The sequence below is a fragment of the Nonomuraea sp. NPDC049129 genome (genome assembly GCF_040648495.1).
Taxonomy (GTDB): Bacteria; Actinomycetota; Actinomycetes; order Streptosporangiales; family Streptosporangiaceae; genus Nonomuraea.
The window spans coordinates 43,053-63,166 of record NZ_JBEZDU010000044.1 but is presented as its reverse complement, the minus strand read 5'-3'; the positions used below and the strand labels follow the sequence as shown (position 1 = coordinate 63,166).

Annotated in this window: 22 protein-coding genes; 12 read left to right on the top strand and 10 right to left on the bottom strand. The window is 67.4% G+C overall.

The annotated features are described in order from the left end of the window. Positions 1 to 245 precede the first annotated feature (245 nt). The 3 genes from AB0B64_RS57920 to prcB form a co-directional block, all read right to left on the bottom strand. On the bottom strand, positions 246 to 773 hold the full coding sequence (locus tag AB0B64_RS57920; RefSeq protein ID WP_358204869.1) for a hypothetical protein: 528 nt from the start codon (positions 771 to 773) through the stop codon (positions 246 to 248). A gap of 305 nt (positions 774 to 1,078) precedes the next feature. After that, positions 1,079 to 1,879, bottom strand: coding sequence for a proteasome subunit alpha (gene prcA, locus AB0B64_RS57915; protein ID WP_358204892.1), 801 nt, complete (start codon positions 1,877 to 1,879; stop codon positions 1,079 to 1,081). Between the two features lie 20 nt (positions 1,880 to 1,899). Next, positions 1,900 to 2,715 (bottom strand): proteasome subunit beta, encoded by an 816-nt coding sequence (gene prcB, locus AB0B64_RS57910; RefSeq protein WP_358204886.1) that lies wholly within the window; start codon positions 2,713 to 2,715, stop codon positions 1,900 to 1,902. A 205-nt stretch (positions 2,716 to 2,920) separates the two neighbouring features. Between prcB and AB0B64_RS57905 the strand changes: the two genes are divergently transcribed. The 5 genes from AB0B64_RS57905 to AB0B64_RS57885 all read left to right on the top strand — a co-directional run bounded on the left by AB0B64_RS57905 (position 2,921) and on the right by AB0B64_RS57885 (position 6,938). Beyond that, complete coding sequence (locus AB0B64_RS57905; protein ID WP_358204862.1) at positions 2,921 to 4,285, top strand: extracellular solute-binding protein; 1,365 nt, start codon at positions 2,921 to 2,923, stop codon at positions 4,283 to 4,285. A gap of 237 nt (positions 4,286 to 4,522) precedes the next feature. Then, a complete protein-coding gene (locus AB0B64_RS57900) occupies positions 4,523 to 5,419 on the top strand; it encodes a sugar ABC transporter permease (protein ID WP_358204857.1) in 897 nt (298 codons plus the stop codon). Beyond that, complete coding sequence (locus tag AB0B64_RS57895; protein WP_357951714.1) at positions 5,416 to 6,234, top strand: carbohydrate ABC transporter permease; 819 nt, start codon at positions 5,416 to 5,418, stop codon at positions 6,232 to 6,234. The genes AB0B64_RS57900 and AB0B64_RS57895 overlap by 4 nt, the downstream gene beginning before the upstream one ends. After that, positions 6,231 to 6,533 carry an ATP-binding cassette domain-containing protein gene (locus AB0B64_RS57890; RefSeq protein ID WP_358204847.1) on the top strand — a complete coding sequence of 101 codons (303 nt, stop codon included), beginning with the start codon at positions 6,231 to 6,233 and terminating at the stop codon, positions 6,531 to 6,533. Before AB0B64_RS57895 ends, AB0B64_RS57890 begins: the two co-directional genes overlap by 4 nt. 84 nt (positions 6,534 to 6,617) lie before the next feature. After that, complete coding sequence (locus AB0B64_RS57885) at positions 6,618 to 6,938, top strand: TOBE domain-containing protein (RefSeq protein WP_358204880.1); 321 nt, start codon at positions 6,618 to 6,620, stop codon at positions 6,936 to 6,938. 172 nt (positions 6,939 to 7,110) lie between these two features. Here the strand turns inward: AB0B64_RS57885 and AB0B64_RS57880 are convergent, their stop codons facing one another. Further along, positions 7,111 to 7,998: an NAD(P)H-binding protein gene (locus tag AB0B64_RS57880; protein WP_358204838.1), complete on the bottom strand. Its 888-nt coding sequence runs from the start codon at positions 7,996 to 7,998 to the stop codon at positions 7,111 to 7,113. Between the two features lie 87 nt (positions 7,999 to 8,085). On the opposite strand from AB0B64_RS57880, the gene AB0B64_RS57875 reads away from it, so the two are divergent. The 4 genes from AB0B64_RS57875 (at position 8,086) to AB0B64_RS57860 (ending at position 10,570) form a co-directional block, all read left to right on the top strand. Continuing rightward, complete coding sequence (locus tag AB0B64_RS57875) at positions 8,086 to 8,724, top strand: TetR/AcrR family transcriptional regulator (protein ID WP_357951706.1); 639 nt, start codon at positions 8,086 to 8,088, stop codon at positions 8,722 to 8,724. Between the two features lie 34 nt (positions 8,725 to 8,758). Then, positions 8,759 to 9,106, top strand: a complete 348-nt coding sequence (locus AB0B64_RS57870) for a transposase family protein (protein ID WP_358204875.1) — start codon at positions 8,759 to 8,761, stop codon at positions 9,104 to 9,106. Then, the gene (locus AB0B64_RS57865) at positions 9,078 to 9,359 is read left to right on the top strand and encodes a hypothetical protein (RefSeq protein WP_357951705.1); all 282 of its coding nucleotides are present in this window, start codon (positions 9,078 to 9,080) and stop codon (positions 9,357 to 9,359) included. The genes AB0B64_RS57870 and AB0B64_RS57865 overlap by 29 nt, the downstream gene beginning before the upstream one ends. 152 nt (positions 9,360 to 9,511) lie before the next feature. Next, positions 9,512 to 10,570, top strand: a complete 1,059-nt coding sequence (locus AB0B64_RS57860) for a DNA polymerase IV (protein ID WP_357951704.1) — start codon at positions 9,512 to 9,514, stop codon at positions 10,568 to 10,570. Here AB0B64_RS57860 and AB0B64_RS57855 read toward each other — a convergent pair. Together AB0B64_RS57855 and AB0B64_RS57850 are read right to left on the bottom strand one after the other, a co-directional pair. Further along, positions 10,546 to 11,133 carry an endonuclease domain-containing protein gene (locus tag AB0B64_RS57855; RefSeq protein WP_358204826.1) on the bottom strand — a complete coding sequence of 196 codons (588 nt, stop codon included), beginning with the start codon at positions 11,131 to 11,133 and terminating at the stop codon, positions 10,546 to 10,548. The two genes, AB0B64_RS57860 and AB0B64_RS57855, sit on opposite strands and share 25 nt — an antisense overlap. 149 nt (positions 11,134 to 11,282) lie before the next feature. Continuing rightward, the gene (locus AB0B64_RS57850) at positions 11,283 to 11,492 is read right to left on the bottom strand and encodes a ubiquitin-like protein Pup (RefSeq protein WP_225291274.1); all 210 of its coding nucleotides are present in this window, start codon (positions 11,490 to 11,492) and stop codon (positions 11,283 to 11,285) included. A gap of 150 nt (positions 11,493 to 11,642) precedes the next feature. Between AB0B64_RS57850 and AB0B64_RS57845 the strand changes: the two genes are divergently transcribed. Continuing rightward, positions 11,643 to 12,047 (top strand): hypothetical protein, encoded by a 405-nt coding sequence (locus AB0B64_RS57845; protein WP_358204815.1) that lies wholly within the window; start codon positions 11,643 to 11,645, stop codon positions 12,045 to 12,047. 125 nt (positions 12,048 to 12,172) lie between these two features. Here AB0B64_RS57845 and dop read toward each other — a convergent pair whose 3' ends face one another. The 4 genes from dop to AB0B64_RS57825 all read right to left on the bottom strand — a co-directional run bounded on the left by dop (position 12,173) and on the right by AB0B64_RS57825 (position 17,855). After that, on the bottom strand, positions 12,173 to 13,687 hold the full coding sequence (dop, locus tag AB0B64_RS57840; RefSeq protein ID WP_263654939.1) for a depupylase/deamidase Dop: 1,515 nt from the start codon (positions 13,685 to 13,687) through the stop codon (positions 12,173 to 12,175). 86 nt (positions 13,688 to 13,773) lie between these two features. Next, positions 13,774 to 14,898: an acyltransferase gene (locus AB0B64_RS57835; RefSeq protein WP_357951698.1), complete on the bottom strand. Its 1,125-nt coding sequence runs from the start codon at positions 14,896 to 14,898 to the stop codon at positions 13,774 to 13,776. 137 nt (positions 14,899 to 15,035) lie between these two features. Beyond that, positions 15,036 to 16,799, bottom strand: a complete 1,764-nt coding sequence (gene arc, locus AB0B64_RS57830; RefSeq protein ID WP_225291277.1) for a proteasome ATPase — start codon at positions 16,797 to 16,799, stop codon at positions 15,036 to 15,038. Between the two features lie 204 nt (positions 16,800 to 17,003). Then, positions 17,004 to 17,855: a tRNA (adenine-N1)-methyltransferase gene (locus AB0B64_RS57825; RefSeq protein ID WP_225291278.1), complete on the bottom strand. Its 852-nt coding sequence runs from the start codon at positions 17,853 to 17,855 to the stop codon at positions 17,004 to 17,006. A 55-nt stretch (positions 17,856 to 17,910) separates the two neighbouring features. Here AB0B64_RS57825 and AB0B64_RS57820 point away from each other — a divergent pair, with 55 nt between their 5' ends. Beyond that, positions 17,911 to 19,002, top strand: coding sequence for a GNAT family N-acetyltransferase (locus AB0B64_RS57820; protein WP_358204800.1), 1,092 nt, complete (start codon positions 17,911 to 17,913; stop codon positions 19,000 to 19,002). Positions 19,003 to 19,133: 131 nt separating this feature from the next. Beyond that, positions 19,134 to 19,631 (top strand): hypothetical protein, encoded by a 498-nt coding sequence (locus AB0B64_RS57815; protein ID WP_358204794.1) that lies wholly within the window; start codon positions 19,134 to 19,136, stop codon positions 19,629 to 19,631. Positions 19,632 to 20,114 lie beyond the last annotated feature (483 nt).

Genomic DNA, 20,114 nt, shown 5'->3' with positions numbered 1-20,114 from the left:
CGGAACAGGTAGCGCGCGACCTCGTCGGGGGACAGCCTGCGCTGTCCCCTGAACGTGCAGGTCACGCCGTACTCGTTCTCCAGCCCGAAGATGCGACGATCCATCACCTCACACTATGCCCACGGATCGTCAAGCGGGAGAGATCTTCCCCGTGTTTCCCTCGCGGGCTTCCGTCCGTCTCGCGAGGCGGCCCCGCCGGATGGTCACACCGGCGTCATTTTCCGCTCGTACTGCCGCTTGGGGCGTCAGGGGGTGTAGATCTCCTGGACCTGGACGATCTCGCCCTTGTAGACCGTGATCAGCGACGGGTGGGCGTTGCTCTTGTGCCGCTTGATCAGGACCGACCGCGAGCAGCGCTTGCTGCCGAGAGCGTCCTTCTTGCCGACCGTGAGGTCACCTTCGGCCACCTTGCAGCCGAACGCCGACAGGAACACCACGTTCTTGGCGATCCGCGAGGAGTAGGCCATCGAGTCACCCTCGGGCGGGGTGACGAACTGCCCCTCCGTCATGGTGCCCTTCTTCCACTTGACCGGCGTGTACTCGGCGGTGTCACCGCTGAGGTGCGTGATCAGGCCACGCAGGATGCCGTCGTGGCGGGGGGAGATGTGCTTGGTGAAGTCGTGCTTCGGGTCGGCCTGGAAGGTCGTGCCGAAGGTCTTGGGCGCCTTGAACTTGGGCAGGCCCGTGGTGGCGGCGTTCGCGGCGGTGGCGGCCGTAAGGACGACGGTCGCGGCGGCGGCGCCGGCGAGGAGGGTACGCATCGGGTTCTTCACGCCTTCTGAGATCCTTGTTCCCGCTCGACGGTTCGCCCAAATACGTGTGAACCAGGTCACACTCCCCAGGACTCGCGGGCCGTCTCGTGCCGGCGTCCGCCCGATCCCCTGTCCAGCCGGGCGGACGCCGGCCCTGTACGACAAAAAGCTCGGACGGGCGAAGATCGCCCGCCCGAGCAAGACGAGATCAGAGCACCCGAGCCACGCACTGCCGGAGCGTTGGCCATCGGATCATTGGCCATGGCCGGCCGCGCACTCCCGGAGCGTTGGCCATCGGCTCATCGCGCGCTCCCGGAGGCGGTGGCCTAGAGCGGCGGCGAGCCGTCGTCGACGTCGCCCTCAGGACCGGTCGGAGGCGGGGTGTCGGAGCCGGCGTCGGATTCGAGCGGAGAGCCGCCGGCGGCGGGCGGAGTGGCAGCGGGCGGGGCGGCGGCGAGGAGACGCTCCAGGCGCGGTCCCGCGAGCCGCTGGAACTTGCGGTGCTCGCGGTTGCGGTCCAGCACCGCCACCTCCAGCTGCCCCACCGGCGGGCGTTCCCCACCGGGCTCCGTGAGCGCCGTCAGCGCCACCTCCAGCGCGGCGGCCAGTGGCATGCCCTCGCGGTAGCCCTCCTTCAGCCGCGTCGCCACCGCCTCCGCCTGGCCGCCCATCGCCGCGAAGCCGTGCTCGTCGAAGACCGACCCGTCGAACGTCAGCCGGTAGATCGCGTCACCCTCCGGCGTGTCACCCACCTCGGCCACCACGACCTCCACCTCGAGCGACTTGATCGACTCGGTGAAGATGCGGCCCAGGTTGGAGGCGTAGAGGTTGGCCAGCCCACGACCCGTCACATCGGAGCGGTCGTAGGTGTAGCCGTTGATGTCGGCGTAGCGGATGCCGCCCAGCCGGAGCTCCTCGAACTCGTTGTAACGACCCACCGCCGCGAACCCGATGCGGTCGTAGATCTCACTGACCTTGTGCAGCGCCCGCGACGGGTTGGGCGCGACGAACAGGATGCCGTCCTCGTACTGCAGCACGACGACGCTGCGACCCCGCGCGATGCCTTTGCGCGCGTAGTCGGCCTTGTCCCGCATGATCTGCTCAGGGGACGCATATCCAAAAGGCATGGACACGGAAGGGGTCCTTTCTAGCGCAGCGGGGCGATGGGGCCGTCAGGGGAGATGAGGCGCAGTTCGAGCATCTGCTCGACGTAGCTGGCCACCTCGTCGTCCGACAACCGGCGGAAGCCGTCGGCGTCGATCACCGAGACGATCGGCCAGATCTTCCGCGTCACATCGGGCCCGCCGGTGGCCGAATCGTCGTCCGCCGCGTCGTACAGCGACTGGATCAACGCCATCACCGTGTCGTCCGCCGACATCCCATCGCGGTAGAGCTTCTTCAGCGCCCCCCGCGCGAAAATCGAACCGGAACCGATCGCGTCGAACCGGTCACGCTCGTAGGGGCCGCCCGCCACGTCGTAGCTGAAGATCCGCCCGCCGTCGCGCTCCGCGTCATAGGCGGCGAACAGCGGCACCACCACCAGCCCCTGCATCGCCATGCCGAGATTGCCGCGGATCATCGCGGCCAGCCGGTTGGCCTTGCCGTTGACCGATAGCGTGCGGCCCTCCAGCTTCTCGTAGTGCTCCAGCTCGACCCGGTAGAGCCTGGCCATCTCGATGCCCGTGCTGGCCGTGCCGGCGATGCCCATGCACGAATAATCGTCGGTCCTGAACACCTTCTCCACGTCACGCTGAGAAATGATGTTGCCGGACGTCGCCCGCCGGTCGCCCGCCATGACCACGCCACCCGCGAACGTGGCGGCGACGATCGTGGTCGCGTGCGGAACCTGGTCGCCGATCGGCGTGGCCAGAATCTCACCACGCACCGGAAGCAGCCCTGGCGCGCGCGAACCGACGAACTCGGTGAACGAGGAACTTCCGGTGTTGTGGAAAAGCTGGTCCATCAAGCCGACGGGCAGATCCCTGTGCGATGCCACGCGACTCCCTCCCAAACGTCACTGTCCCTAAAGGGGACCCTACTCATGTTGCGTCGCTGTCTGCACTTCCCACGATCAGCCCACGGCGAACCGGTCACCAGATCGTTTCTTTACGCCCAGTAGAGGCCGTGCGATTGTCGGTATGTCTGCACGTCCTGAACAGGAGGCCGACATGCGACTCCCCAGCCGACCTGCGGTGATCGCGGCTCTCGCCATCGTGTCCCTCTGCTCCTGCGGGAGCGGCGCGCCCGCCGGAGGGGAGGGCATCACCCTCGTCATCACCGCCAACTCCATCTCCGGGGGCAAGAACTCCGAGTCCGCCGACTGGATCAAGCGATGGGTGATCCCCGGCTTCGAGCAGACCCACCACAACGTCAAGGTGCTCTTCCAGCCCAGCGGGGTCGACGACGAGCAGTACAAGACCAAGATCGCGCTCGACCTCAAGTCCAAGGCCGGAGCCGACGTCATCGACCTCGACGGCATCTGGGTCGGCGAGTTCGCCCAGGCCGACTACATCAAGCCGCTGGTCGAGTTGGGCGGGCCCGCCGTCGACTCCTGGGAGGGCTGGTCACAGATCCCGCAGGCCGTACAGGGGCTCGGCGTCTTCGACGGCAAGAAGTACGGCCTGCCCCAGGGCACCGACGGGCGCGTCCTGTTCTACAACAAGACCCTGTTCAAGAAGGCCGGCCTGCCCGACCCATGGCAGCCGACGAGCTGGGAGGACATCCTGACGGCCGGCGGCAGGCTGAAGGCCGCGGGCGTCCCCACCCCCATCCAGATCAACGCCGGCACCGCGATGGGCGAGGCCACCACCATGCAGGGCGTGCTCCCCCTCCTCGCCGCCGCCGGGTCCGAGATCTACGCCGACGGCAAGTGGACCGGCGCCACCCGGGCCATGAAGGACGTCCTCGGCTTCTACCAGCGGCTCTACGCCTCCGGGCTCAGCGACCCCAAACTGCAGCAGGAGGCCAAGGGCCGCGACAAGTCCTTCGCCCAGTTCGCCGCCGGCAAGATCGGCATCCTGGCCGAGAGCGACTACTTCTGGCGATCCGTCATCGAGCCGAAGGCCGGGGTCGCCCCCATGGCCGACCGCGACTCGGCCGTCGGCTACGCCGAGATCCCCGCCAAGAACCCCGGCGGCGCCATCCGCGGCCAGGACTTCGCCAGCATGTCGGGCGGCGCCGTACGAGTGCTGAACCCCTTCTCCAAGAACCCCAAGCTGGCCTGGGAACTGCTGGCGTTCATGCACTCCGCGGCGGCCACCAAGTCGCAGCTGGCCGGACAGGCCCGGATCAGCTCCCGCGGCGACGTCAACAGCGAGGTCCTCACCGCCGACCCGATGCTGAAGTACATCGCCGACAGGGTGCTGCCCATCACCGCCTACCGCCCCGGCCTCGCCGTCTACCCCCAGGTCTCCGTCGCCCTCCAGGAGGCCACCGCGGCGATCGTCAGCGGCAAAACCGCCGACGAGGCGGCCGCCGCCTACCAGACCAAGCTGGAAGAACTGGTAGGCGGCGCGGACCACGTCGCCGGGTGAGAGCGCCATGGACCGTGAGAGAGCGCCTGGGCCTGGACTGAGGAACGCAGGGAGCGAAGCGACCGGAGAGACGAGGAAAGGCACAGGACCCCAGCGACCGAACCGCGATCCGAAGGATCGCCATGGACCGTGAGAGAGCGCCTGGGCCTGAACTGAGGAACGCAGGGAGCGAAGCGACCGGAGAGACGAGGGAAGGCACAGGATCCCAGCGACCGAACCGCGATCCGAAGGATCGCCATGAATACTGACGCGGCGGGGCTCGGCAGGACGCGAGCGGCCGGGTTCATCCTGCCCGCCCTCGTCCTCATCGCCGTCTTCCTCGTCTTCCCCGCCCTCTGGACGATCTACCTCGGGCTCACCGACTATCGCCTCACCGGCCTGGCCGCCGCCGACCCCCAGGTCGTCGGCCTGGACAACTACATCACCACGCTGACCGACCCACGCTTCCTCAGCTCGCTGTGGCTCACCGTCGTCTACGTCGGCGGCTCGGCCGTCCTCGGCCAGGCTGGGCTCGGCTTCACCCTCGCCTGGCTGCTGCGCACGCGCCGCGGGCCGCTACGACGGGCCGTCGAAGGCGTCGTCCTGCTGTCGTGGATCCTGCCCAGCACGGTCGTCGGCTTCCTCTGGTTCGCCCTGCTCGACCGCGACGACGGCACGCTCAACGCGCTCCTGCGCACGCCCGGCCTGGGCTGGCTGCTGGACTACCCGCTGCCGTCCATCATCGTCTTCAACATCTGGCGCGGCACCGCCTTCTCGATGATGCTGTACGCCGCCGCGCTGGAGAACGTGCCACCCTCGCACCTGGAGACCGCCCGCCTGGCCGGCGCCTCCGTGCCGCAGCAACTGCGCGACGTCGTCTTCCCGCTCATCCGGCGGCACGTGCTGACCGACCTGCTGCTGATCAGCCTCTGGACCTTCAACGACTTCACCCCGTTCGTCCTCACCGGCGGCGGGCCGGAAGGACGCTCGGAGATCCTGCCCGTCTACGTCTACAACATCGCCCTCAAAGGCGGCGAACTCGGCGTGGGCGCCGCCGTGTCCTTCCTCATCCTGCTCATCAACCTCGTCTTCGCCCTGGCGTACCTGCGGCTGCTGCGCGGCCGGCGCCGCACGGCGGGAAGGCCACCGGCATGATCCGGCACACCATCGGACGGCTCGCCGCCACCATGTTCATCGCCATCGTCCTGGCCTTCTTCGCGCTGCCCATGCTCTGGCTGGCCAGCGCCCCCTTCGACGCCACCCCAGCGATCACCACCTCCATCCCGGACTTCACCCTGCGCAACTTCGCCGCCATCCTGGACAACCCCTACGCCCTCGGCTCCATCCGCAACTCCCTCATCCAGGGCGGCGGCGCCGCCGCGCTCGTCGTCGTCCTGGCCGCACTCGCCGCCTACGCCCTGTCCAGGGTCCGCGTCCCCGGCCGCGACGTGCTGCTCTATCTGCTCCTGCTGCTGTCGTCCGTCGTCACCGGCACCGCCGCCATGGTGCCCATCTTCGAACTCGCCACCAGGCTCGACCTCATCGACACCCACCTCGGCGTCATCCTCGTCGTCTCCGGCGGCCTGCTGCCCGCCGCCATCTTCATCCTCAAGGACTTCATGGACGAGACGCCGACCACCTACGAGGAGTCGGCGCGCGTCTTCGGCGCCTCATCCCTGCAGATCCTGCGGCACATCGTGATCCCCCTCGTACGGCCCGGCCTGGCCACCATCGCCGTCTGGGCGCTGGCCAGCGTGTGGGGCGGATTCCTGTTCCAGTTCATCCTGCTGCGCGACCCCGACAAGGCCCCCGGCTCGGTCATCCTCTACACCCTCTACACCGAGGGCGGCTCACCCAGACTCGAGCTCATCTCCACCTTCTCACTGCTCTACTCGCTCCCGGTGGTGGCGATGTACCTGTTCGTCTCCCAGCGGTACGGCTTCCGCTTCCACGGAGGGATCAAACGGTGATCTCGCTGCACGGCCTCACCAAGGTGTTCCCCGGCGGAGTACGCGCCCTCGACGGTCTCGACCTCACCATCGCCGACGGCGAGTTCTTCGCCCTGCTCGGCCCGTCGGGCTGCGGCAAGACCACCCTCCTGCGCACCGCCGCTGTCCAACCTCGACGCCCGGCTCCGCCTCGACGCCCGTACCTTCCTCAAGCGCCTGCAGCGCGAGCTCGCCCGTCACTACCGTCTTCGTCACCCACGACAAGGCCGAGGCCCTCGCCCTGGCCGACCGCATCGCCGTCATGTCCCACGGCCGGATGACCCAGGTCGGCACCCCCGCCGAGGTGTTCCAGCGCCCCGCCACCCCCTTCGTGGCCGCCTTCATCGGCTCCACCCCCATGAAACCTGCTGCCCGGCCAGATCACCTCCGGCACCCTCCACGTCGCCGGCGCCACCCTCCCCGCCCCCGCGGGCATCGCCGGCGGAGATCTCGTGTACGGAGCGCGGCCCGAATATCTGGAACTCCTCCTCCAAGCCCGCCCCGACGCCTTCCCCGGCACCGTCTCCGTCCTGGAGAACCTCGGCACCAGCACCCTGGTCACCCTCGGGACGGACGACGCCCTCATCCAGGCCGTCGTCCCCGAAGGCGAAGAACCCCCCATCGGCGCCCCCGCCTGGGCACTCCCCCGCCGCTCCCTCCTCTACCGCGACGGCCGCCTGCTCTGAGAGAGGTGTCCACCGGGGTCCGGGTCCCGCACGTCCTAATGACCTCTCGCACGATGATCGGGGCTGGTGTAGAGAGGTAGTGGGCGGGACCTGCTGACAGGCTGACTCAAGTGATGGTCGTTTCCCTGAATTGCGGCGGGTGGACGGGGAACGCGCCGAGGGCGGCAGAACGTCAGAGTCGTTCCCGGCCGCTCGGGTGGTTGATCTCCAGCCATGTCGGCAGGGACAGCGGCTCGCCGAACCGGGCCCAGACCGCGCTGGAGTCGACGATCTGCGGCCGGGTGTCCAGCAGTGCCCCCATCTGCATCCGTCGGGCGAGGACCGCGTTGAACGGCCTGGTCAGCGGGCTCATCACGCGGAGCATCCCGACTGGCATCTTGTTCTCACCCTTGATCTTCAGGCCCAGCGAGGCCGCGATGAGCTCGTTGACCTTCGTGAGCGGTAGCGCCTCGGGGCCGCCGAGGTCGGCGGACCAGCCTTCGCCGGGGCGCATGGCGAGCGCGGCGGCGACCTTGGCGACGTCCTTGCCGGCTACCCATGAGACCGGGTTGGTGCCCGAGCCGAATACGGTGGCCTTCCCCTGCTTAGTGATCGACTCGGTGAGCATCTCCACCCAGGTGTCCATCAGGTGGGTGGGCCGCAGGATCGAGTACGGCAGGCCGCTGGTGCGCAGTAAGCGCTCGGCCTCGAACTTGAGCCGGAAGAACTCGACGGGGCTGTCGGCGTGGGCGCTGGCGGAGGAGATGTAGACGAAGTTCTCGACCGCGGTGTCGCGTGCGACGCCGATGAGGCTGGGGATCCCGGCGCCCTCAATGCCCTTGGGGCCGCTGTTCCCCTTGCCGTTGCCGCCCTGGACGGTGCAGACGATCGCCTCGGCCCCGGTCGCGGCTCGGACCAGCGTGCGCCGGTCGTGCACGTCGCCCGCGACAACCTCAACGCCCTGGACCGCGTTCGCCGTGGCCGGATCGCGGGTGACGACGCGCACTGCCTTTGCCTCCTGGCGGAGTTGTTCCACGATCTGACGGCCGAGTCTGCCCGTCCCGCCGAACACGACGATCATGCTGTTCCCCTAACGATGTTCATAGATCTAACATTGTTAGGAATTAGACCGGCGATAGGATGTCGGCGTCAAGAGAGAGGACGCATCGTGACGACGAAGACCCAGCCCGAACCAAGCGCCAGCAAGAAGCGGCGTGAGCGGGAGCGGGAGGAGATGCGCGCCCGACTGCTGGAGGCAGCCCGGGTCATCGCCTCCCAGGAAGGCTGGAACGCAGTCACGATCCGCCGCATCGCCGGCAAGCTCGAATACAGCGCGCCGATTCTGTACCAGCACTTCTCCAATAAGGAGGATCTGCTGGTCGAGCTGATGATGCTCGGCTTCGCCGAACTCGCTGAGCAACTGCGCCTGGCGGCGGAGGGCTCCCCTGAGGGGCGGCTGGTCGCGATGGCCGAGGCGTACTGGGCGTTCGCGTTCGCCTCCCCGGAGCTCTACCAGGCGATGAACGGCATGGATGGGGTGCCGTTCGGCACAGCCGAGACCCCGCGGGAGGCCAAGAACGCCTTTCGTATCTTCCGCCTCGCATTGCAGGGCATCGCGCAGATGCGGGGCGCCGAGTTGGCCGATCCCCCCGGCGCGGTCGACACGATCTGGGCCTTCCTGCACGGCTGCGTCTCGCTGGCGATGGCGGGCAGGATTGCCGGCGGAACGGAGCGCTGCAGAACGCTTATGTTGAACGCCCTGGAGCCGATGTTCGCTGCTCAACTGAGCATCTCAGGCAGATCTTGATCTTGGCAGTCGAGGCGGGATCTGTCTCAAGTAGATCGCGGGTCCCAAGCCCACGCTGGTCTTCGTCGACCGGGTACTGGCGACCTTGGCGTTCCTGCGCACCGGACTGCCGGTCACTGCCTTGGCCGCGTTGTATGGCGTGCACCGCTCCACCATCGACCGGGCCATCGGCCGAGTGCGGCCGTTGCTGGCCGGACGCGACTATGCCACCCCGCAGGGAGTGCGCCTGCACACCCTGGCCGATGTGTTGGCCTACGCCCATTCCAACGGGATCAAGCCGCGCATTGACGGCAGCGAGCTCCAAGTCCGCCGTCCCCAAGCCGGCAAGCCGGGACGCCGACGTCCAGGTGGAGATGGACAGCGGCTACCGCGGCCTGCATAACGCTCACCCCGACAAGGTCAGCGTCCCACCGAAAAGACCCGGCAAAGACGCCCCGCCCGAGATCATCGCTGCCTTCGAGCAAGCCCGCCGCCAACAGTCCTCCGAACGCATATGCGTCGAGCACGCCATCGCCGAAAGCAAGAAATGGGCCGTCCTACTGCGCTGGACCGGAGAACGTGACGATCTAAAGGAGACCATCCGGGCCATCGGTGCCCTGGTCTCCGACCGCGCCGCCGAACGTCACGGGGGGTGATCCCCCATCACCCGAACACCTCAGGCAAGGCCGTCTTGATCCCTATCGTGCTCGAGGTCGTAACTCTGAGAGACGCGACGACCAGGGACTGGGGCCCGTCTGAGAGACGCGTCCACCAGGGACTGGGTGCTGCACGTCCTACTCTGAGAGACATGTCCATCAAGGACTGGGTCCTGCATGTCGACCTCGACCAGTTCATCGCCGCCGTCGAGATCCTGCGCCACCCCGAACTCCGCGGCAGACCCGTCGTGGTCGGCGGCTCCGGCGACCCCACCCAGCCGCGCACCGTCGCCGCCACCGCCACCTACGAAGCCCGCGAACACGGCGTCCACTCCGGCATGCCGCTCCGCACCGCGCTCAAACGGTGCCCTGACGCCGTCTTCCTGCCCAGTGACCCGCCCGCCTACGAGGCCGCGTCCGAGCGCGTCATGGCCACGCTGCGCGGGTTTCCCGTCCTGGTGGAGATCTGGGGCTGGGACGAGGCGTTCATCGGCGCCCGGACCGACGACCCCGAGGCGCTGGCCACCGCCCTCCAGCAGGCCGTCCTGGCCGAAACCGCCCTGTCCTGCTCCGTCGGTATCGGCGACAACAAGCACCAGGCCAAACTCGCCTCCGCCTTCGCCAAACCCGCCGGGATCTACCGTCTCACCGGCGACAACTGGGCCGAGGTCATGAACGACCGGCCCACCGACGCGCTCTGGGGCATCGGCGCCAAGATCGCCAAAAAGCTCGCCGACCTAGGACTCGACACGGTCGCCCAGCTCGCCGCCGCCGACCCCGCCGACCTGGCCCGCCGCTTCGGCCCCGCCAACGGCCCCTGGTATCGCTATCTCGCCCTCGGCAAGGGCGAAGCCGAGGTCGTCACCACTCCCTGGGTCGCCCGAGGGCACAGCCGCGAGATCACCTTCCCGAACGACCTCACCGACAGAACCGAAATATCCACCCACATAGCGACACTGGCCCGACAGGTCGCCTCAGACGCGACCGCCGCGGGACGCGTGATCGTCCGTGTCTCGGTAAAGGTGCGATTCGCGCCCTTCCTCACCCGCACCCGCCAGTCGAAGCTCCCCTCACCCACCACCGACGCGGCCGAGCTCTCCCGCGCCGCCCTCACCGTGCTCGACCGCTTCGACCTCAACCGGCCGGTCCGCCTCCTCGGCGTGGCCGTCGAATACGCCCCACCGGATCAGACCCGGACCGCTCGCTCATAGAACTCGGACCGCATCTCCTCATCGGCGCGGATGAACTCCTGGATCTCCTCCTCAGACACATCCTCGATGTCCTGCCACTCGACCGTCGCCTCGATGTAGGCCAGCGCCCTCCACGCCACACCCGGATCGTCCCTGAACTGGCCGATGCCGGTGTTGCACGGCAAGCAGAGCGCGTAGCGCACATCGCCCGTGCGGTGACAGTGATCGACATGCTCGGGCGAACGGTCCCAGCAGACCACGCACAACCCGTACTGATCGACCACCATGCGCTCGACATCGTCATGCCGCATGCCGTAACGCTGGGTCAGGTGGTAAGTCCTGGTCGGCGCCACCGACTCCGGACGCCGCTGCGGCGGGATCACGAACTCGGGCCACAGGATCTCCCCGTCCAGATAGAGGGCGGCGAGTTCGAGCAACACGGTGTTGTCACCGAAATGCCCCAGCCCGTTGTTGCAGTTGAAACAGAGAACCCCCCGCACCAGGCCGCTCTGGTGGCAGTGGTCGACGAACGTGCCGGGGACCACCTGACAGATGGCACATAGCCCATTCTGCTGGGCAAGCATGCACTCTTGCAGTACCGCGCAAGCCCATCGCTCATCCGCTTGTTCAGCCCAAACTCAGAGACCTCTTTCACCTCCTTACAGTCCGGACACCACTTCACTCCCTCAGGCGTTTCCACCCCATTCCTCCCGATTTTGATGTCCGATTCGCCCTACTCACCGCCCTTTTGGACGTAGCTGCGCACGAACTCCTCTGCGTTCTCTTCGAGAACTTCGTCGATTTCGTCCAGAATCGCGTCGACATCGTCGGTGAGCTTCTCCTGGCGCTCCTGCACGTCCGGCGCCGCCGAAGCCTCGGTCTCCTCGACCTCGCTCTCGCGCCGACCGGCCTGCTTCTGGCCACCCGTGTCCTTGCTTGCCATGTCCTACCTACCTCCGCTTGGGGGACTGCTCTCTAGGCATATCTTCCCCGAACCGGGCGACATTTCGCGCCCAAGGCCCCGCGATCTTGCCGACTTGACTAGATAGTTCCCCTATCCAATAATGAGGCCCCTGTCCCACAGGAGGTTTCGATGTCCCCCTCGTCCCTGAGCACGGCAGGTGTGCTTCTCATCACAGTCCCGGCGGTGGCCTTCGGCGGTGTCTCGCTGCTGACGTTCCTCATGCGGAACGTGCCCGGCTACAACGACAACCCGGTGCGCCGCAGTCTCTGGCGGGCGGGTCACGCTCACGCGGGCGTGCTGGTGCTGTTCAGCCTCGTGGCGATGCTCTACGTGGATCAGGCGGATCTTTCGGACGGCCTGAAGAGCCTGGTCCGCATCCTCATCGTGGTCGCCCCGATCCTCATGCCGCTCGGCTTCTTCCTGTCGGTGGTCCGTCCCAGCGACACCAAGCCGAGCAAGCTCATCGGGCTGACGGTGGTGGGCGGCGCGGCGCTGGCGGTGGGCACGCTGACGCTGGGCATCGGCCTGCTCTGACCGGACGCCTCCGGGGGCCGGGAAACCCGGGCGCCGGAAGTCTGGGAGCCGGAAGTCTTGGGCTGGAAGAACACCCATGGCCGGGCGCGCGACGTGAGGCGGCCCGGCCCGGAGACGTACGGCGGCTAGTCTCCGCCGGTGAGGGCGGCGACCAGGTCGGCGGCGGTACGGCAGCGGTCGAAGAGTTCGCCCACGTGGGCCTTGGTGCCGCGCAGTGGTTCGAGGGTCGGTACGCGCTGGAGGGATTCGCGGCCCGGGATGTCGAAGATGACCGAATCCCATGAGGCGGCCGCGACGGACTCGCTGTATTGGCGTAGGCAGCGGCCGCGGAAGTAGGCGCGGGTGTCCGTGGGTGGGTTCTCGACGGCGCGCTGGACGTCGTCCTCGGTGACCAGGCGCTGCATGCGTCCGCGGGCGACGAGGCGGTTGTAGAGGCCGCGGTCGGGGCGGATGTCGGAGTATTGCAGGTCGACGAGTTGCAGCCGGGGGTGGGACCAGGTGAGCGAGTCGCGGGTGCGGTAGCCCTCGAGGAGTTCGAGTTTGGCGACCCAGTCGAGTTCGCGAGAGAGCTGCATGGGGTCTTCGGCCAGGCGGGTGAGGACGGATTCCCAGCGGTCGAGGATGTCCTTGTTCATCTCTTCCTGGGCGGTGCCGCGTTCCTCGACGTACTTGCGGGCCTGCTCGAGATATTCCATCTGCAGCTGGATGGCGGTGAGCTTGCGGCCGTCGCGCAGGGGGATCTCGTAGCGGCAGGTGGGGTCGTGGGAGACCGCGCGCAGGGCTTGTACGGGGTTCTCGACGGCGAGGTCGCGGCTGAGGAAGCCGTCTTCGATCATGGCGAGGACGAGGGCGGTGGAGCCCAACTTCAGGTATGTCGAAATTTCCGACATGTTGGCGTCGCCGATGATCACGTGCAGCCGCCGGTACTTCTCCGGATCGGCGTGCGGCTCGTCCCTGGTGTTGATGATCGGCCGCTTGAGCGTGGTCTCCAGGCCCACCTCGACCTCGAAGAAGTCGGCCCGCTGGCTGATCTGGAAGCCTTCGCCGCGCGAGTCCTGTCCGATGCCGACCTTGCCCGCGCCCACGACGACCTGGCGGGAGACGAAGAACGGGGTGAGGTGGCGGACGATGTCGGCGAAGGGGGTGGCGCGCCGCATGAGGTAGTTCTCGTGGCAGCCGTAGCTGGCGCCCTTGGCGTCGGTGTTGTTCTTGTAGAGCTGGATGGGCGCGTTGGACGGGATCGCGGAGGCCCGCTGGGCGGCGTCGTACATGACGCGTTCGCCGGCCTTGTCCCAGATGACGGCGGCGCGCGGGTTGGTGCATTCGGGGGTGGAGTATTCGGGGTGGGCGTGGTCGACGTAGAGCCTGGCGCCGTTGGTGAGAATGACGTTGGCGAGGCCGAGGTCCTCGTCGGTGAGCTGGCTGGGGTCGGCGACCTCTCTGGCCAGGTCGAAGCCGCGGGCGTCGCGCAGCGGGTTCTCCTCTTCGAAGTCCCACCTCGCCCTGCGCGCCCTGGCGGCGGAGGCCGCCAGGTAGGCGTTCACCACCTGCGAGGAGGTGACCATCGCGTTGGCGCCTGGCTGACCTGGTACGGAGATGCCGTACTCGGTCTCGATGCCCATCACCCGACGCACCGTCATGCAACACCCTCTGTTCGTCCGGATCTGCCTATCCGCCGTTTATATGCCCGAGCCTATGCCCTTCACAGTGCCCCAGGGTCACAGAGTTATGGCACCGCAGTCTTTTCCACCTTTACGGCGGGAACTGGGGGGGTTTGTGGACGCGCGCGGGGCTTAAGAAGACGCTGGATGGGGCGTTCGGCGAGGGAGTAGACAAGGTAGGACAGGAGCACGGCCGCGAGCGTGGTGGTGAGGGCGGTGGCCCAGGGGGCCATTCTGGTGGCCAGGATGGGGATGAGAGCCACGGCGACGACCGAGTGGAAGAGGTAGAGCGGGTAGGTCGTCGCGCCGAGCGCAGTGAGCGTTCTGGACGGTCGCAGCCGGAACACGCCGAGGGCGACGAACGACATCGCGGCGAAGATGACCGTGATGGTGATGATCACGCTGAGGTCGCTGACGGGCATGCTCTTGAATCCGGCGACCTTGATCCGGCCGTGGACGCGTTCGAGCGCGGAGTGCACCGCCAGGACGTAGCCGCAGGCGACGTAGAGCCAGGGCAGCACGGCGTTGCGGTGTTTGTGGATGAGATAGAGGGCCATGCCGGCGGCGAAGTAGGGAGCGTAGCGGGGCATGACGATCTCGTTGAGCACCTCGTTGCCGAGCAGTTCGGCGCCGAGCGCGGCGGCCAGCCAGACACCGGCGAAGATCAGGACGCGACCGTAGGTGACACCGATGATCACGAGGATGGCCATGAGGAGATAGAAGCGGAGTTCGGCCCAGAGGGACCAGTAGACGCCGCTGGCGTCCAGGACCTTGAACAGCCGCTGGAACATACTGGCGTTCACCAGATACTCGCCAGGCGAAAGCTTGGGGTCGAGCACCTTGGTGCCGGTGAGGCCGTAGAGAGCGGCGACGGCGGCGAGGCTGAGCCAGTAGGCCGGGTAGAGGCGGACGAACCTGCTCCGGGCGAACGCGCCGAGCCCCCTCCCCCACGCGCTCATGAGGATGACGAAGCCGCTGATGACGAAGAATAACTCCACGCCCAGGATGCCGAGCCCGGCGAACGGGGCGACGGCGGGGAAGAGCTCGGCGGGCCGGTCTCCCCAGACGGAGGCGAACGCGATCAGGTAGTGGAAGGCCAGCACCGCGAGGGCGGCCACGAACCTGAGCAGATCGAGTTCGGCCAGCCGGCCTTCTCCAGATGAGCGCCTCGGCCGGTTGGGTGGTTGCACGCCCAGTTGGACGGCACAACGATCACTTTGGTTCCGTTGGTCCCAATTTTCACACGGGTCCCTCGGCGACGCGGAGAAGATGGGGCGGCATGAGAAGGGGCCGCGCGGAGATCCGCGCGGCCCTTCTCAGCAGCCTCTTACAGGTATTGGCCGGTGTTGGCGACGGTGTCGATGGAGCGACCCGCCTCCGCGCCCTGCTTGCCCGACACGAGCGTGCGGATGTAGACGATCCGCTCGCCCTTCTTGCCGGAGATGCGGGCCCAGTCGTCCGGGTTGGTGGTGTTGGGCAGGTCCTCGTTCTCGGAGAACTCGTCCACGCAGGCCGTGAGCAGGTGCTGCACCCGCAGGCCCTTCTGGCCGCTCTCGAGGAACTGCTTGATGGCCATCTTCTTGCCCCGGTCGACGATGTTCTGGATCATCGCGCCGGAGTTGAAGTCCTTGAAGTAGAGGACTTCCTTGTCGCCGTTGGCGTAGGTCACCTCGAGGAAGCGGTTCTCTTCGCTCTCGGTGTACATGCGCTCCACGACGCTCTGGATCATGCCGTGAATGGTGCCCTCGCGGGAACCGCTGTGCTCGGCGAGGTCGTCGGGGTGCAGCGGCAGCTCGGAGATGAGGTACTTGGAGAAGATGTCCTTCGCCGCTTCGGCGTCGGGCCGCTCGATCTTGATCTTGACGTCCAGGCGGCCGGGCCGCAGGATCGCCGGGTCGATCATGTCCTCGCGGTTGGAGGCGCCGATGACGATGACGTTTTCCAGGCCCTCGACACCGTCGATCTCCGAAAGGAGCTGGGGAACGATGGTGTTCTCGACGTCCGAGGAGACGCCGGAGCCTCGGGTGCGGAAGATCGAGTCCATCTCGTCGAAGAACACGATCACCGGGGTGCCCTCTGAGGCCTTCTCGCGAGCCCGCTGGAAGACCAGGCGGATGTGCCGCTCGGTCTCGCCGACGTACTTGTTGAGCAGCTCGGGGCCCTTGATGTTGAGGAAGAAGCTCTTGCCTTCCTGGCCGGTGCGCTCCGCGACCTGCTTGGCCAGGGAGTTGGCGACGGCCTTGGCGATGAGCGTCTTGCCGCAGCCGGGCGGGCCGTAGAGCAGAACGCCTTTGGGGGGGCGCAGCTTGTGCTCGCGGAACAGGTCGGCGTGCAGGTAGGGCAGCTCGATGGCGTCCCTGATCTGCTCGATCTGCCGCATCAGGCCACCGATCTCCTCGTAGGAGATGTCGGGGACCTCTTCGAGCACGAGCTCTTCGACTTCGGACTTGGGAATCCGCTCGTAGACGTAGCCCGAGCGGGGTTCGAGCAACAGCGAGTCGCCCGCCCTGATCGGCTGCCCGACCAGTGACTCGGCGAGACGTACGACGCGCTCCTCGTCCGCGTGCGAGATGACCAGTGCGCGCTGCCCCTGGTCGAGGAGCTCTTTGAGCATCACGATCTCGCCGACCTCTTCGTAGCCGAGGGCTTCGACCACGTTGAGCGCCTCGTTCAGCATGACCTCCTGGCCACGCCGGAGCGAGTCGACGTCGACGGCGGGGCTGACGTTCACCCGCAGCTTGCGGCCGCCGGTGAACACCTCGATCGTGCCGTCTTCTCTGGCCTCCAGGAAGGTGCCGAACCCGGATGGCGGTTGTGCCAGCCGGTCGACTTCTTCCTTGAGGGCAACGATCTGATCCCTGGCCTCCTTGAGTGTGGCGACCAGGCGCTCGTTCTGGCCGGTGACGGCCGCGAGGTTCGCCTGCGCCTCGTGGAGACGCTCTTCAAGGACTCTGGCCTGACGGGGTGACTCGGCCAGCTTCCGCCTCAGCGCGGTGATCTCCTCTTGGAGGAAGGAGACCTGTGTTGAAAGATCAGCGACCTCCCGTTCGCGCTGCGCGGCTCGAGCCTCAGCATCATCGCGAGCTGCCACGCCCCGTCACCTCCTTCCCAGTCGAGGGCGACTACTAAGGACCTTACCTATCTCGGGCCCCTCCGTAACCTGGCCGGGCAGTGTTCGTCGTGTGACATTCAGTGTTCGGCGAATAATCCCTAATAGTGCGTTTAATACTGGCAGCATAGGAACACGGCGATCTGTTCCCGTGTCACGCACCAACGCACCCTCGTGGCCAAATTGTCATAGTTCCTCAGTGGTCCCCTTCGGTCGTCGGCGGCGTGGTGGCGGTGCCACACCGTCCGCCATGCGACGGGCGCTGACGAGGAAACCGGTGTGGCCGATCATCCGATGATCCGGTCTTACCGCGAGCCCTTCGACATGCCAGTCGCGAACCAGGGTCTCCCACGCATGGGGCTCGGTGAAACTCCCGTGATCGCGAATCGCCTCGACAGTCTTGGACATCTGGGTCGTCGTGGCCACGTAGCAGCAGATGACGCCACCCGGTGTGAGGGCCTTGGCGGCGGCGTCGACGCACTCCCAGGGAGCGAGCATGTCGAGGATGACGCGGTCGACGTCCACCTCGTCGATCGAGGCGACCAGGTCGCCGACGACGAGCCGCCAGGTGTCGTCCATGGGGCCGCCGTAGAACTTCTCCACGTTCTTGCGCGCGACGTCGGCGAACTCCTCACGCCGCTCGTAGGAGGTGACGTGACCTTCGGGGCCCACGGCGCGCAGCAGGAAGCAGGTCAGCGCGCCGGAGCCGACCCCCGCCTCGATCACCCGGGCGCCGGGGAAGACGTCGGCCATGCCGACGATCTGCGCGGCGTCCTTGGGGTAGATCACGGCGGCGCCGCGCGGCATGGCCAGAGTGTAGTCCTGCAGCAGGTGACGGAAGGCGAGATATTGGGTGCCGCCGGAGGAGCGCACCACGGAGCCTTCGGGCTGCCCGATCAGGTCGCTGTGGGGGATGGCGCCCTTGTGCGTGTGGAAGACGCCGTCCTCTTTGAGCGTGATCGTGTGGCGCTTGTTCTTGGGGTCGGTGAGCTGCACCTGATCCCCCGCCTGGAACGGCCCATGCCTGCGGAAACCCATGTCGGCAAGGTTATAGGGCTTTCGAGCACGCCTTGACGCGCGATATCTATGAGGGATGTTCCCCCGTGAGGTGATCTCTACCGGTCCCCTGGTGTTGCGACGTCCCGCTGATTCCGACGCCGAGGCGATCGTACGCGCGTGTGACGACCCGGTGACGGCCCGGTTTCTGTACACCCTGCCGTCGCCGTACACGTTGCAGGACGCGCGCGCCTACCTGCGGGCGGCGGAGGCGAAGTGGGCGGACGGCGGCGCCGAGTTCACGATCACCGAGAACGGCCACTATGTCGGTGCCATCGGCGTCCAGCCGCCCGATCCGTGGGGCGTGGCGGCGATCGGCTACCTGGCCGCGCCGTGGGCGCGTGGCAAGGGCGTGGTGAGCCGGGCGACGCGGGCGGTGACCGAGTGGCTGTTCGACCATGGCGTCGAGCGCGTGGAGTTGCACGCCGCCGTGGAGAACATCGCCAGCCTGCGAGTCGCCTACAAGGCCGGTTTCCAGGAGGAGGGGCGCAGGCGTGACGCCAAGGTCGGGCGTGACGGGCGCCGCACCGACATCATCACGTTCGCCCGGATCCGGCGCGACTCCGGCCTGGCGGCCGAGCCCTACCTGCCGTTCTTCGACGGCGGCGAGCTGAGCGACGGGGTGGTACGGCTGACACCGATGGAGGTGGCCGACGCCCCCGAGTTCCACGCGATGATGCGGGAGCCGAGTGTGGCCGCCTACGCGGTCGGGCCGCGTACCACGCTGGAGGACAACGAGCGGCGCTGCCGCTACACCGGCTACTGGTGGGTGTCTGGGCAGCGGATCGAGCTGGCGATCAAGGATGCCGTCTCCGGGAGGTTCGCGGGGCACGTGCAACTGGTGCAGGTGGTGCCGCTGATCGGGCAGGGCATGATCGGATATTCGCTGCGGTCGGAGTTCCGGGGCAGAGGGTTCATGACGCGGGCCGTGCGGCTGCTGGTGGACTGGGCCTTCGCCAACACCCAGCTGCACCGGATCGTGGCCGGGACCGAGGTGGGCAACAAGGCTTCGCAGCGGGTGCTGGAGCGGTCGGGCTTCGTCCAGGAGTCGACGCAACGCGAGCTGTTCCCCAGGGAGGACGGGACCCGGTCGGACGAGCTGGAGTGGCTCCGCCTGCGCCCCCGCTGACCGGAAATCCCGATTTCCAGTTGGGGTCTGGTCAAGTGACACGGCGACGGCGAGACTCGGGGTCACCGCCCTTGAGATACGCGTGATCATACTGCGCGATCTCACTTCCCCCTCCTCTGAGGGATACAGCGATGACTTACAACCGTGTCGACGTCGCCATGCGCGAACTCATCGCCTCGTTCTCCTGCCTGGACCCCGCGGGACTGATCGACAGGCTGAGCGGGACCGCCGCGGCGGTCACCGGAACGGCCTACGCGGGATTCGTACGGGTGGACGCGCTACGGGAGGTCGCCCAGGCCGTCAATGTGCACGCGCCCCCGGTCGATCCGCTGCGGGTACGCCCGTGGCTGCAGGAGTCCGGGGTGCTCAAGACGCTCGCCACGCGGTCCGTCCGGCTGCTGATCGTGCCGGACGCGTCGATGGGCGAGCCCGGTTTCCTGGCCATGCCGGTGCCGCTCGCCACGAGGGAGCACGTGTTCCTGTGGGTGGCGGGGCGCCGCTTCGGGGAGCGGGAGGAGCACCTGCTGAGCCGTTTCGCCACCGCCTCGGGCCGGGCTCTGGAGGCCGCCAGCGGGCTGGAGGCGGCCATCCGGCTGTTACGCGGTGTGCAGGCGTTCTCTCGCGGGTGACGGGTGCCGCCGGGCCGGGTTCGGTACGGGCCGGATCGCAAGAATACGGATGACCTACGGGTGAGTCCGATTGGGTACGCGGCCGTTTCCGTGCTGCGGTTCCAGGAGATTCTTCGCCGCTTTTCTATGCCCAAACTTGGAAATTACGGGATTTCCACAGAACGGGTGAAGGCGGCCTTCCGGACGCCTGCGGCGGGGTCGCGGCTCGCGCGGCCCCGCTGCTCAGAGGCTCTCCCCGGCGATCGGCGGCCCGGAGGCCCGGATCAGCGCTTGACCTGGCGAATAGCCGGCCTGCTTGCCGCGGAAGCGGCTTTGCGGACCGCCTAGTTCGTACACCCGCGGCGACCGCCGGGCACCGCGGTAATCGTCGGCATATTTCACATCTTGCCGCCCTAGGGAACGAGGAGTGTGCCCGCACCAATGTCGCATCGCCGACGCGATCACGCATCAGCGGCACCACTCCGCTGACAGCGCGTCAGTTGC